The organism is Deferrisoma palaeochoriense, from assembly GCF_054656955.1.
In genome coordinates this window covers 109,540-122,155 of record NZ_BAAHXI010000002.1, presented here as the reverse complement: position 1 = coordinate 122,155, position 12,616 = coordinate 109,540, and the positions used below count along the sequence as shown (strand labels likewise).

10 protein-coding genes are annotated in these 12,616 nt (G+C 71.0%); 2 read left to right on the top strand and 8 right to left on the bottom strand.

Features of this window, described 5'->3' with window-relative positions:
• Window positions 1-46 precede the first annotated feature (46 nt).
• Window positions 47-640, top strand: coding sequence for a recombination mediator RecR (gene recR, locus ACYQ8L_RS01410; RefSeq protein WP_459939970.1), 594 nt, complete (start codon window positions 47-49; stop codon window positions 638-640).
• A complete protein-coding gene (locus ACYQ8L_RS01405) occupies window positions 640-1,029 on the top strand; it encodes a DUF4132 domain-containing protein (RefSeq protein ID WP_459939969.1) in 390 nt (129 codons plus the stop codon). Before recR ends, ACYQ8L_RS01405 begins: the two co-directional genes overlap by 1 nt.
• Here ACYQ8L_RS01405 and ACYQ8L_RS01400 read toward each other — a convergent pair.
• The 8 genes from ACYQ8L_RS01400 to ACYQ8L_RS01365 form a co-directional block, all read right to left on the bottom strand.
• Window positions 1,019-4,561 (bottom strand): FAD-dependent oxidoreductase, encoded by a 3,543-nt coding sequence (locus ACYQ8L_RS01400; RefSeq protein ID WP_459939968.1) that lies wholly within the window; start codon window positions 4,559-4,561, stop codon window positions 1,019-1,021. The genes ACYQ8L_RS01405 and ACYQ8L_RS01400 overlap by 11 nt on opposite strands.
• Before the next feature lie 128 nt (window positions 4,562-4,689).
• A complete protein-coding gene (locus tag ACYQ8L_RS01395; RefSeq protein ID WP_459939967.1) occupies window positions 4,690-6,060 on the bottom strand; it encodes a TrpB-like pyridoxal phosphate-dependent enzyme in 1,371 nt (456 codons plus the stop codon).
• 28 nt (window positions 6,061-6,088) lie between these two features.
• Window positions 6,089-7,219: a vWA domain-containing protein gene (locus tag ACYQ8L_RS01390; RefSeq protein ID WP_459939966.1), complete on the bottom strand. Its 1,131-nt coding sequence runs from the start codon at window positions 7,217-7,219 to the stop codon at window positions 6,089-6,091.
• Between the two features lie 191 nt (window positions 7,220-7,410).
• Window positions 7,411-8,319: an AAA family ATPase gene (locus tag ACYQ8L_RS01385; RefSeq protein WP_459939965.1), complete on the bottom strand. Its 909-nt coding sequence runs from the start codon at window positions 8,317-8,319 to the stop codon at window positions 7,411-7,413.
• Window positions 8,320-8,401: 82 nt separating this feature from the next.
• Window positions 8,402-8,821: a VOC family protein gene (locus tag ACYQ8L_RS01380; RefSeq protein WP_459939964.1), complete on the bottom strand. Its 420-nt coding sequence runs from the start codon at window positions 8,819-8,821 to the stop codon at window positions 8,402-8,404.
• Complete coding sequence (locus tag ACYQ8L_RS01375; RefSeq protein ID WP_459939963.1) at window positions 8,802-11,096, bottom strand: xanthine dehydrogenase family protein molybdopterin-binding subunit; 2,295 nt, start codon at window positions 11,094-11,096, stop codon at window positions 8,802-8,804. The genes ACYQ8L_RS01380 and ACYQ8L_RS01375 overlap by 20 nt, the downstream gene beginning before the upstream one ends.
• Window positions 11,093-11,626 carry a (2Fe-2S)-binding protein gene (locus ACYQ8L_RS01370; RefSeq protein ID WP_459939962.1) on the bottom strand — a complete coding sequence of 178 codons (534 nt, stop codon included), beginning with the start codon at window positions 11,624-11,626 and terminating at the stop codon, window positions 11,093-11,095. The genes ACYQ8L_RS01375 and ACYQ8L_RS01370 overlap by 4 nt, the downstream gene beginning before the upstream one ends.
• Window positions 11,623-12,615 carry an FAD binding domain-containing protein gene (locus ACYQ8L_RS01365; RefSeq protein WP_459939961.1) on the bottom strand — a complete coding sequence of 331 codons (993 nt, stop codon included), beginning with the start codon at window positions 12,613-12,615 and terminating at the stop codon, window positions 11,623-11,625. The genes ACYQ8L_RS01370 and ACYQ8L_RS01365 overlap by 4 nt, the downstream gene beginning before the upstream one ends.
• Between the last annotated feature and the right edge of the window lies 1 nt (window position 12,616).

Below are 12,616 nucleotides of genomic sequence, written 5' to 3'. Positions count from 1 at the left end.
TGTCTGTTTGAACGCAAATTGGTATGAGACGAGGTGAAAGGGACTCATGTTCGCGCCGCCCATCGAACGGGTGTTGAGGGAACTCCAGAAACTCCCGGGGGTCGGGGAGAAGACCGCCACGCGGTTCGTGCTCCACCTCCTCAAGGCGCCGAAGGCCGATGTGGAGGCGCTGGCCCGCGCCCTGGTGGACCTGCGGGAGAAGATCCGGCCGTGTTCCGTGTGTTTCCAGGTGACCGACGCCGATCCCTGCGCGATCTGTAGTTCCCCGCGCCGCGACCGTCGGGTGGTGTGCGTGGTGGAGGACCAGGCGGCGCTCCTCGCGATCGAGCGCACCCGGAGCTACTTCGGGCTGTACCACGTCCTGGGGGGGCATCTGTCGCCCATGGAGGGGGTGGGGCCGGAGGACCTGCGGGTCCGGGAGCTCGTGGACCGGGTCCGCGGGGGGGAGGTGGAGGAGGTCATCGTGGCGACGAACCCCCACGTGGAGGGGGAGGCCACGGCGCTCTACCTGAAGAAGCTCCTCGACCCCCTGGGGGTCAAGGTGACCCGGATCGCCCGGGGCGTGCCCCTGGGGGGCGACCTGGAGTACATCGACGCCCTCACCCTGGGCCGGGCCCTGGAAGGACGGAGTTCGCTGTGATGGTGGTGCGGGGCGTCTGGCGCACCGCCGAGGGGAAGCCCTTTTTCGCCAACCTCAAGGTGATGCGGGCCGTACTGCGACGCCTGGAGGAGGCGCTCGGCCCCGGGGGAGGGGTGCGGGCCTGGGCGTTCCTGGACGACCGGTTCGGGTTTGTGGCGGAGGGGCCCGACACCCTCCCCGAACTCCTGGCGGAGGCCCGGCGCCGGGCCGATGAGGCGTTCAAGGCCGAGAACCGGGAGCCCCTGTGGGCCCCGGGCCCCGTGGGGGAACCGGTCTCCCCAGGGGATCCCGATCCCGCCGCGGACCTCGCCCGCTGGCCCGTAGATGCCGGGCTCGCCGAAACGCCGGAGGACTACCCCTGGTGCGGGGGCGGGTGGCTCATTCGATAGGGGAGGCCGCCTCCGGCGCCTTGGGCCGGATCGCCCCCTGGGGGCAGACCTGCACGCACAGGCCGCACTCCACGCACAGTTGCTCGTCCACCCGGGCCCGGCCGTCGGGCCCCCGCACCAGGGCGGGGCACTCGAACCAGGTGGTGCAGTAGCCGCATCCCACGCACGACTCCGTGCGGGGCATGGTGATCGCGCCCCGGGGGCACTCCACCTGGCACAGCCGGCACAGGGTGCATTTCGCCTCGTCCACCCGGTAGGCGTCGCCATCCCGGGAGATCGCCCCGAAGGGGCAGGCCTCCAGGCACCGGTCGCACCGGGTGCAGACCCCGCAGTGAAAGCACCGCTCCCGGGCCTCCCGGGCGGCCCGCTCGGCCGGAAGGCCCCGGTCCACCTCGGCGAACCCCCAGATCGCCTCGTCGGGCGGGAGCCGGCGCATCCGCGCCGGGGGGGCGTCGGCGAAATACCGCCGTTGGATCATCCGCAACGGCGGAACCGCCTGGGCGCGGCCGGCCCTCGGGCCGGCGGGGTCCGCCCAGGCCTCCACGCTCACCCCCGGCCCCCGGGCCACCCGCAGGGTCTTTCCGTCCAAGGGCTCGCACAGAAGGTCGGCGTGGATCGCCAGGGCCGCCCGTTTGCCGGCGTTCACGGCGTGGGCCACGGTGCCCTCGGCCCCGGGGCGGGCGTCGCCGGCCACGTAGAGCCCCGGAACCCCGGTGCGACCCCAGGGGTCCGGCGCGAGGTCCGGCGGGGCGCCCTCGGGCAGCGCCGGCTCCATCCCCACCGCCACGATCACCGCATCCACCTCGGCCCAGAACTCGGCCGGCTGTCCCTCGGCCTGGGGCGAGAGCCCGAAGGGCCGCTCCGCATCGGCCCGGGTGTTCCGGAACCGCACCGAGAGGGGCCGGCTCCGGCCCGGCGAGATGGCCTCGGGCGCCGCGTGAAACCGGAAGAAGATCCCTTCGGCCCGGGCGGCCTCCACCTCCTCGGGAATCGCCCGCATCCGCTCGGGTGCCCGCCGGTAGTACACGGTGACCTCAGCCCCGAGCCGCCGGGCCGACCGGGCGGCGTCGATGGCGGTGTTTCCGCCCCCGATCACCGCCACCCGGCGTCCGACCGCGGGCGCCTCCCCCTCCTTGACCGCCGCCAGGAACGAGAGCCCGGACCACACCCCCTCCCGGTCCTCGCCCGGGATCCCCAGGCGGCGCTCCCGCCCGGCCCCGGTGGCCAGGAGGACCGCGTCGTAGCCCTGGAGTTCGGCCCAGGGCAGGTCCTCGCCGACCCGGATCCCGGTGCGGATCCGCACGCCGAGCCCCGCGACCCGTTCGATCTCGGCCCGCACCACGTCTTTGGGAAGGCGGTATTCGGGAATGGCCCACCGGAGCATGCCCCCGGGCTCGGGGCGGGACTCCAGCACCTCCACCTCGTGGCCCCATCGGGCCAGGTGGTAGGCCGCGGTGAGGCCGGCGGGGCCCGCTCCCACTACGGCCACGCGCCGTCCGGAGGGCTCGACGGACGGGGGTTCGGGGGTCGTGTCGGCCCCCGCGTCGCCGGCCGCCCGCTCGATGGCGTGGACCCGCACGGCGCCGTCGTGCTGGCCCCGGTTACAGGCGGCTTCGCAAAACTGGGGACACACCCGCCCCAGGGTGGCGGGAAAGGGATGCTCCCGCAGCAGCATCGCCGCCGCCTCGTCCCACCGGCCGTCCGCGGCCAGGGCGACGAGCCGCTCCACGTCGTTTCCGGCCGGGCACGCCTCCACGCAGGGGCTCACCTTGTCCTGGTGGCGGGGGCGCCAGGCGGCCTTCCAGTTCCCCTCGGCGTCCCGGGGCAGGGGACCGTGGACCACCTCCACCGGGATCCGGGGCCGGCCCGGTAGCGTCGCCCCGAACCGGGTCACGCAGGGGTACCGGACCACCAGGGCGGCCACGCCCCCCTCGGGATTCCGGGCGTGATCCCAGGCCCGGAACAGTTTGCGCTGGAATCCTTCCGCGTCGAAGGGGTCCGCGTGGTCGATGTACTCCACCCCGCAGCCCCGGATCAGGCCCTCCAGCGAAATCGCCCGGCCGGGGTGGCCGTCGGCCGTGGTCCCGAACTCGGGCGTGGGCTGCATGCCGGTCATGCCGGTGATCTCGTTGTCGAGGACCACGAGGACGAACCGGGCCCCGTTGTACACCGCGTTTTCGAGGGCGGCGGCGCCGGAATGGTAGAAGGTGCTGTCGCCGATGGTGGCCACGATGGGGGGCGGCTCCCCGTCCTGGGTGTGGGCGTGGTAGAAGCCGGCCGCCATGGAGACCGAGGCCCCCATGCAGTGCACCGTGTCCACCGCGCCGAGATTGAGGCCCAGGGTGTAGCAGCCGATGTCCCCGGGGAAGAGCCCCCGGGGAAACGCCCGGCGGATGCCCCAGAAGGCGGCCCGGTGGCCGCAGCCCGGGCACAGCGTGGGACGCCGGATGGGGAGTCCGGCGGCCGGCCCGGGGCCGTCCGCCCTCTCGGGCGGAACCTCGTACCCGGCCTGCGCCAGCGCCGTGCGGAGAACCCCCACCAGCCGCTCGGGGGTGAGTTCCCCCTGGCGGGGCACGTGGCCGGTGAGCCGGCCCCAAACCTCCACGTTCGCCCGGAGGAGGGTCTCCACGGCGGCGTCGGGTTCCTCGACCACGAGCACCCGGTCACAGCCCCCGGCCAGGGTTTCGGCGACCCCCGCGGGCAGGGGGTGGGCCACCGCGAGCTTGACGACCGGGATCCGGTCGGCGACCCCGAGTTGCTCCAAGAGGTCCATCACGTAGCCGTAGGCGATGCCGCTCGCCACGATGGCCAGGGGATGTCGGCCGGGTGGCAGGCCGAGCCGGTTCTCCGGCCAGGAAACCACCTCCCGAGCGATGGCGTCGAGCTTCTCGTTCAGCAACCGGTGGAGTTCGAACCGGGCCCGCGGGGTCGCAGCCCACCGCCGGGGGTTCTTCTCAAACCGGGCCCGGCGGCGCGGCCCCTCCACCGGGCCGCAGGCGATCCGCTGGCTCGAGTGGCAGATCCGCAGCGTCGGCCGGAGGATCACAGGGATCTCGTGGCGCTCCGAAAGCTCGAAGGCCCGGGCGCACAGATCCTTGGCCTCCTGGGCATCGGAGGGGTCGAGCACCGGGAGTTTGGCGAACCGGGCGAACAGCCGGGTGTCCTGCTCGGTCTGGGAGCTGTGGGGGCCGGGATCGTCGGCCACCACGATCACGAGCCCCCCTTTGACCCCGATGTACGCGGCCGAAAGGGCCGGGTCGGCCGCCACGTTGAGCCCCACCTGCTTCATGGCCACCATGGTGCGCTTGCCGGTGTACGCGGCGGCCAGCGCGGTCTCCAGGGCCACCTTCTCGTTGGTGGACCACTCCGCGTAGAGGTCGAGCCCCATCTCCTCCTTGAACCGGACCACGGCCGGCAGGATCTCGGAGCTCGGGGTTCCCGGGTACGAGGTGGCGAACTGGCAGCCCGCCTCCACGATGCCCCGGGCGATCGCCTCGTTGCCCAGAAGGAACCGGTACTCGGTCGCGTGCATGGGGACTCCGTGGGAAAGGCGTGAGGGCAAGGGGGGAGGCCCGGACGGCTGGACCCGTCGCGTCCCCCTAGGCGACAAAGCGGGCCGGTGCCGCGGGGCTCTCGCGGCACCGGCCCGGCGCCGGTTGGCTACGCCGCCTTGGGCGACGGGAACGACTTGATGGCCTCCCAGGCCTTCTGGAGCTCCTCGTCGGGGAGCTGGTATTCCTCGAGCTTCTTCTGGAAGTAGGCGTCGTAGGCCGACATGTCGAAATGCCCGTGGCCCGAGAGGAGGAACAGGATCGTCTTCTCCTTGCCCTCCTCCTTGGCCTTCAGGGCCTCGTTGATGGCGCCCCGAATGGCGTGACTCGACTCGGGCGCCGGCACGATGCCCTCGCAGCGGGCGAACATCACTGCCGCGTCGAAGCACTCCACCTGGTGGAACGCCTCGGCCCGGATCAGGTTGTCCAAAAGGAGTTGGCTCACCAGCGGGGCCATGCCGTGGTACCGGAGCCCGCCGGCGTGGATGCCCGGCGGCACGAAGGTGTGCCCCAGGGTGTGCATGGGCAGAAGCGGGGTCATGCCCACGGTGTCGCCGAAGTCGTAGTGGAAGTGACCCTTGGTCATGGTGGGGCAGGCCGTGGGCTCACACCCGATCACGTCGATTTCGCGGCCGTGGATCTTGTCGTAGAGGAACGGGAAGGTGAGCCCGGCGAAGTTGGACCCGCCGCCGCAGCACCCGAGGATCACGTCGGGGTAGTCGCCGGCGAGTTCCATCTGCTTCTTGGCCTCGAGCCCCACCACGGTCTGGTGCAGGAGCACGTGGTTGAGCACCGAGCCCAAGGCGTACTTGGTGTCCTCCCGGCTCGCCGCGTCCTCCACCGCCTCGGAGATCGCGATGCCCAGGGACCCGGTGCTGTCGGGGTCCTCGGCCAGGATTTTGCGGCCGGCCTCGGTCTCGTTCGAGGGACTCGGGGTCACGCTGGCGCCCCAGGTCTCCATGAGCACCCGGCGGTAGGGCTTCTGCTCGTAGGAGATCTTCACCATGTAGACCTTGGCCTCCAGCCCGAAGAAGTTGCAGGCCAGAGACAGGGCGCTGCCCCACTGGCCGGCGCCGGTCTCGGTGGCGATCCGCTTCACGCCCTCCTTCTTGTTGTAGTACGCCTGGGCCACGCTGGTGTTGGGCTTGTGGCTCCCGGCCGGGCTTACCCCCTCGTACTTGTAGTAGATCTTGGCCGGGGTCCCCAGGGCCTCCTCGAGCCGGCGGGCCCGGTAGAGCGGGGTGGGCCGCCACAGCCGCAGGATCTGGAGCACCTCTTCCGGAATGTCGATCCAGCGCTGGGTGCTCACCTCCTGCTCGATCAGGGCCATGGGAAAGAGCGGGGCCAGGTCGTCGGGCCCCACCGGCTGGCCGGTGCCGGGATGCAGGGGCGGCTTCATGGGGTTCGGCATGTCCGCCGCGATGTTGTACCACTGCCGGGGGATTTCGGACTCGGGGAGGGTGTACTTGATCTGCGACATGCTCCTTCCTCCTTTCCTGGGGTGAGGGTCAACGAAGCCGCTGGAGTTCGTGGGCCACCCGCACCAGGCTCTCGGCCGTGTGGGCGGGGTAGAACGCGTCGACGAACGGGAGCGCCGTGGCCATGCCCCGGCACAGGGGCTGGTAGTCGGGGTCGCCCTTCAGGGGGTTGAGCCAGAGGATCCGCCAGGCCTTCGCCCGCAGCCGGGCCATCTCGCGCCGCAGGAGGTCCGGATCCCCCCGGTCCCAGCCGTCGGAGAACACCACCACCACGAGGCCCCGCCGGGGCCCGGTGGCGTCGAGCACGCGGTTGAGTTCCGCGAGGCACTTCCCGATCAGGGTGCCCCCGGACCAACCCCGCGAGAGTTCGGCCACCCGGGCCACGGCCCGGCCGGCGTCGCGGTCGCGCAGGGGATCGGCCAGATCGAAGAGCCGGGTGGAGAACCCGAACACCCGCACGCCCCGATCGCGCCGGGCGAGCCCGTGGGCCAGGAGCAGGAAGAACCGGTTGTACACGTCCATGGAGCCCGACACGTCGCCCAGAAGCACCAGGTTCCGGCGCCGCAGTCGGGGCTCCCGGCGGGTGAGCCGCACGATCTCCCCGCCGTAGCGGAGGCTCTGGCGAAACACCCGGCGGAACTCGATGGCCCGGCCGCGGAAGGCCGGCCGAAACCGCCGCCCCGGTCGGCTGGAGAGCTTCCCGAGAAGGGCCAGGAACGCGGCGCGGAGTTGGGGTTCCTCCTCGGGGGTGAGATGGCGGAGGTCTTTGCGTAGCAGAAGGTCTCGTTCCGACGCCCCGCCGGTCGCCTCGGAAGGGGGAAGGTCCGGGCCCTCCTCCCCGGCTTCCCCACGGCCGGGGACGGCCGTGGGCACCACGGACGGGGGAGGGGGCTCGCCCTCCGAAGGGGGGGAGCCCGACTCCCAGTACGCGTGAAACAGACGGTCGAAAACGGGGATGTGGTCGGGGGACGAGGTCAGGAGCGACCGCAGGGCCCAGTACACGGGCCGCGGGTCCTCCACGCCCACGAGCCCCACGGCCCGGCAGGCGTCCACCGCGGCGGCCGGGTGGGCCGGGAGCCCCGCACGCTTGCACAGCCGGCTGAAGGCCAGCACGTGGCCCGCCATGCCGGTGCGGGGAAGGGAAGGGGAGAGTTCGGTCATCGCGTCAGGTCGGTGGGTGGCCCATTCCTCGTCTCCTCCCAATGATCCACGAACCCAAACGTCGGAAACAACAGCCGAGGCGGCTAGGCAGCTAGGCGGCTGGGCGGCTTGGCGGCCAGGCCCCGCACCCTCTCGAAGCCTCCGGGTTTCCTAGCCTCCCAGCCTTCTAGCTTTCTAGCCTTCTAGCGTTCCTAACACATCGCCGCCTTCACCTGGCGCAGGTACTCGGCGCGCTTTTCGTGGTCGCCCCAGACCGCGTTGCGAAACAGCAGGATGTCCTGGTGGTTCTTGAAGATGCACCCCAGGGTCGCCTCCACCACCTCCTCGTCCAGGCTGTGGCGGTTCAGGGCGATCAGGGCAGCGGCCCAGTCCAGGGTCTCGGCGATGCCGGGCCGCTTCAGGAACTCCTCGGTCCGGATTCGCTCCACGAACCGGCACACCTGGGCCGCGAGCTGATCCTCGATGTCGGGGAGATGGGCCTTGACGATGGCGTATTCCTTCTCGAAATCCGGGTAGTCGATCCAGTGGTACAGGCACCGGCGTTTCAGCGCGTCGTGGACCTCCCGGGTGCGGTTGGAGGTCAGGATCACCAGGGGTTTTTGCACCGCCCGGATCGTCCCGAGTTCCGGGATGGTGACCTGGAACTCGTCGAGCACCTCCAGGAGGAAGGCCTCGAACTCCTCGTCGGCCCGGTCGAGCTCATCGATCAGGAGCACGGCCGGCCGCGGGCCCGGGTGGCGCAGGGCCTGGAGGATCGGCCGCTGGATCAGGAACTCCTCGCTGAAGATCGTGCGCGAGAGCTCCGATCGGTCGCCGCAGGCCTCCTGGAGTTTGATCTCCAGGATCTGGCGCGGATAGTTCCACTCGTAGAGCGCGGTGGACGCGTCGAGCCCCTCGTAGCACTGGAGCCGAATGAGCGGCGTGTCGAGCGCCCGGGCCAGCACCACCGCGAGCCGGGTCTTGCCGACCCCGGGCTCCCCCTCGAGGAAGAGGGGCTTCCCCAGGGCCTGGCTCAGGTACAGGATCGTGGCCAGGGCCTCGTCGGCCACGTACTGCTCGGCGGCCAGGCGTTCCACGATGGACGCGACGGAAGAGAACATGCTCGGTGTTCCGGCGGGCGGCTAGGCGGCTGGGCCGCTGGGCGGCCAGGACCGTCGACCGGCGACGGGAGACCGCCGACCCCTACTTGTCATACCCGAACTCCCCGTCCAGGATCTCCACCAGGGTGCCGTGCATCTTCTGGGGTGGCAGGATGAAAGCGTAGCGGTTCCCCATGAGTTCCCGGGGCCTCTTGTCGATCAGCGGATACCCCTTCTCCTCGAGCTCCCGCAGGCCTTCCTCCACGTCGTCCACCCGGAACGAGATCAGGAAGAACCCCTCGCCCCGCTTCTCGAGGAACCGGCCCACGTCGCTGTCGGGCTCGGTGGGCTCCATGAGTTCCAGGGCCACATCCCCCAGGTAGTACCGGGCCACCCGGATCTTCTCGGACTCGGCCGTGTACACCCCGTCGGGCTCGAGCCCCAGCACGTCCCGGTACCGGGCCACGGCCTCGTCGAGGTTCCGGACCGCGAAGCAGATGTGGTCAATGGCCTTGGCTTTCACCTCGTTCTCCTTTCCGCACCCTGTCGATCGCCGCGAGCACCCGGTCCGGGGTGTGGGGGAACTCCCGGATGTGGGTGCCGATGGCGTTGGCGATGGCGTTGGAGTACGCCTGGGCCGTGCACATGGAGATGGAAAGGCCCCCCTCCTTGGCCCCGAACGGGCCGAAGGGGTCCTCGGACTCCACGATGAAGGGGTGGATCGGCGGCATGTCGGGCGCCAGCGGCACCTTGTACCCCAAAAACTCCGGGTTCAGGTTCGCGCCCTCGTGCCATTTGCAGGCCTCCAGCAGGATGCCGCCGTGGCCGCCCATGGCAAGGCCGCCCTCCATCTGGCCCTCCACCTCCTTGGGGTTGATGGCCCGGCCGCAGTCGTGGGCGACCCAGGTGTCGAGCACCTTCACGAAGCCGGTCTCCGGGTCCACCTCCACCTCCACCACGGCGCTGCCGTAGCTGAAGGCGGCCGCGAGCTGTCCCTTGGGGTTCTTGATCCATTCGCGGGTCTGGTCCACGTTGGGGCCCCAGCTTCCGTGGCCGATCACGTTTTTCCCCTTGAGGAGCCCGCTTCGGATCACGGTGCGAAGGGGAACGGCCCGGGAGGGGGAGCCCCGGACGAACACCTTGCCGTCCACCAGTTCCAGGTCCTCGGCCGCGGCTTCGAGCATCTCGGCGGCGATCTCGAAGATCTGCCGCTTCGCGTCCTCGCAGGCGAGCCGCACGGCGTTGCCGCTGCACAGGGTGGTGGCCTGGGAGTAGGCCCCCTGGTCGATGGGGGTCACCTGGGTGTCGGAGGCGACGAGTTGGATCGCGTCGGGCGCGACCCCAAGGGCCTCGGCCGCGATCTGCACGACCACGTTTTCGTTGCCCTGGCCGTTGTCCACGACCCCGGAGATCACCGTGACCCCGGCGTCCTCGTCGAACTTGACCATGGCGGCCGATCCGCCCCGGATCCCCATGGGAAATCCGCTCATCACGCTCACGCAGCCGATGCCGATGCCCCGCCATTTGGGGAGCTTGCCCCACTTTTCCCGGAACCGGCTCGCCTCGGCTACGGCCTCGATGGTGGCCAGGCTGTCCATCTTGAAGATCTTGCTCTGGGTCGGGGTGGTGTCGCCGGTGCGCACGGCGTTTCGCCGGCGGATCTCCACGGGGTCGAGGCCCAGGGCCTGGGCCGCCAGGTCGAGCTGCATGTCCACGTTGCACGCCCAGGCCCGGCCGTGGGTGCGGATCATGCCCCGGATGGGTTTGTTGGTGTACACCCGGTACCCGTTGTACCGCACGTTGGGCACCCGGTAGGTCTGCTCGAAGCACAAAAACGGCACGCTCGTGGCGATGGGGCCGGTGGACGAGTAGGCCCCGCCGTCCATGTAGGCCGTGACGTCCGCCGCGTAGAGCGTGCCGTCCTTTTTGAACCCGAAGGTGCTCTCCACCACCATGGAGTGGCCCTGGCGGATCGCGATCGAGTTCTCCTCCCGGGTGTACACGAGCTTCACCGGCCGCTGGGTCATCTGGGAGAGCCGGGCCGCGATGTACTCCCCGGGGAACATGTCGCTCCGGCCGCCGAAGGCGCCACCAACAAACACGTGGCGCACGTGAACCTTGGACACCGGAAGTTCAAGCGCGTTCGCAAGCCCCTTGGCTTTGGTGTGGGGGCTCGCGTTGGGCATCCAGACCTCCACCGTGCCCTGCCGGTCGCAGTGGGCCAGCACGGCGTAGGGCTCGGTCATGAAGTAGCTCTCTTCCTCCGAGACCGTGCGCTCCGTGTGGACGTAATCGCACTCCTGGAGGGCCCGGTCCACGTCGCCCACGTGGATGGGGACGTGGATGTTGATGTTGCGCTCGGCGTGGTCGTGGATGCGGGGGGCACCGTCGGCGATGGCGCTCAGGGGGTCGAACACCGCCGGCAGGATCTCGTACTCCACCTCGATGAGGGAGAGGGCCTCCCGGGCCAGGTCCTCGGTCTCGGCGGCCACGGCGGCCACCTCCTCGCCCACGTAGCGCACCTTGTCCCGGGCCAGAAACTCCTGGTCCTTCGTGTACCGGAACACCCCCCACTTCACCCCCGAGGTGTCCCGGGCCGTGATCACGGCCCTGACGCCCGGCAGCCGCTCGGCCTTGGTGGTGTCGAGCCGGACGATCCGGGCGTGGGGGTAAGGACTGCGGAGCACCGCCGCGTGGAGCATGAAGGGCAGGGCCAGGTCGGCCGTGTACTTGGCCTCGCCCGTGGCCTTGAGCCGGGCGTCCCGGCGCGGCAAGCTCTGGCCGATGTAGCGCGTCACTTCGCCACCTCCTCACCCGAAAGCCTCTGGGCGGCCAGTTTCACGGCGTCCACGATCTTGGCGTACCCGGTGCAGCGGCACACCTGGCCGCCCAGGGCCTCGCGGATGCGGGCCTCGTCGGGCCGGGGTTCCTCGTCGAGAAGGGCCTTGGCCGCCAGGATCATCCCGGGGGTGCAAAACCCGCACTGGATGCCATGGGCCTCCACGAAGGCCTCCTGGATCGGGTGGAGTTCCTCGGGGCGGCGGTCGGGCCAGGTGTCGGCCAGGCCCTCGATGGTCAGGATCTCCGCGCCCTCGGCCTCCACCGCGAGCGTCAGGCACGACCGCACCGGCCGGCCGTCCAGGAGCACGGTGCAGGTGCCGCAGGCGCCCAGGCCACACCCCTCCTTGGCCCCCGTAAGGCCCAGGTGCTCCCGGAGCACCTCGAGCAGGGTGGTCCGGGGTTCCACGAGCACCTCGTGGCGGGCCCCGTTCACCGAAAGTTCCACCACGACTTTCTTGGGGATCGTCGGGGAGCCTTGGGCACTCACCTCGTTTCCTCCTCGGCCGCGCGGGCCCAGGCCCGCTGGGCCGCCCGCCGCGCGAGCACGCCGGCCATGCGCCGCCGGTACGCGGGCGTGAGATCGGTATTCTTGACCGGTCGGGCCGCCGCCCGCACCGCCTCCGCCGCGGCCTGCAATGCGTCCTCCCCCAGCGCGGAACCCGTAAGGGCCGCTTCGGCCTCCGGAACCCGCACGGGGCGGCTCCCCAGCCCTCCGAGCACCACCCGGGCCCGGGTGCAGGTGCCGTCCCGGCGCTCCAGGTACACGGCCGCCGCCGCTGCGGCGAAATCGAGCGCGGCGCGCATCCGTAGCTTTTCGTAGGCGACCGCTCCGCCCTCCGGCAGGGGGACCCGCACCTCGGTGACGAGTTCTCCGGCCGAGAGGGTGAGCGGGTGCTGCCCGTCGCCGGAGTACAGATCCTCCAGGTCCATCCAGCGTTCCCCGGCGGGGCCATGAATCCGGGCCTCGGCGCCACAGGCGAGGAGCACCGGCGCCAGGTCGGCCTGGTGAACCGCGTGGCACCGGTCCCCGCCGGGCACCACATGGCATCGGTCGCCGCCCGCCTTGAAGCACGCGGGCCGGCCGCTTCGCCAGAAGGCGGACTGGTTGAAGAACCAGCAGCGGGTGTCGAGACAGAGGTTCCCCCCGACTGTGGCCCGGCTCTGGATCGGCGGGGCGGCCACGAGGCGGGCCGCCTCCCCCAGCGCCCGTAACCCCGGGGGAAGGGGGGTCCGGGCGAGCTCCCAGAGGGACGTGCCCGCCCCCAGGGCGAGGGCCCCGTCCGAGGTGTCGATGCCGCCGAGTCCCAAACCCGCCAGGCTCACGAGAGAGGCTTCCCGATGGTGCCCGAGTTTCAGGGCCACGAGGAGATCGGTGCCGCCCGCCAGGGGACGTGCCCCGGGATGGTTCACGAGGAGGTCCACGGCCTCGGCGACCGTGGAGGGGCGGTGTACGGGGATCGGGGGCAGGCGGAGCATT

Bases quoted from the DNA above. Each gene is read 5' to 3' on its own strand.
- recR (WP_459939970.1), top strand. From the start codon at position 47: ATGTTCGCGCCGCCCATCGAACGGGTGTTGAGGGAACTCCAGAAACTC.
- ACYQ8L_RS01405 (WP_459939969.1), top strand. From the start codon at position 640: ATGGTGGTGCGGGGCGTCTGGCGCACCGCCGAGGGGAAGCCCTTTTTC.
- ACYQ8L_RS01400 (WP_459939968.1), bottom strand. From the start codon at position 4,561: ATGCACGCGACCGAGTACCGGTTCCTTCTGGGCAACGAGGCGATCGCC.
- ACYQ8L_RS01395 (WP_459939967.1), bottom strand. From the start codon at position 6,060: ATGTCGCAGATCAAGTACACCCTCCCCGAGTCCGAAATCCCCCGGCAG.
- ACYQ8L_RS01390 (WP_459939966.1), bottom strand. From the start codon at position 7,219: ATGACCGAACTCTCCCCTTCCCTTCCCCGCACCGGCATGGCGGGCCAC.
- ACYQ8L_RS01385 (WP_459939965.1), bottom strand. From the start codon at position 8,319: ATGTTCTCTTCCGTCGCGTCCATCGTGGAACGCCTGGCCGCCGAGCAG.
- ACYQ8L_RS01365 (WP_459939961.1), bottom strand. From the start codon at position 12,615: ATGCTCCGCCTGCCCCCGATCCCCGTACACCGCCCCTCCACGGTCGCC.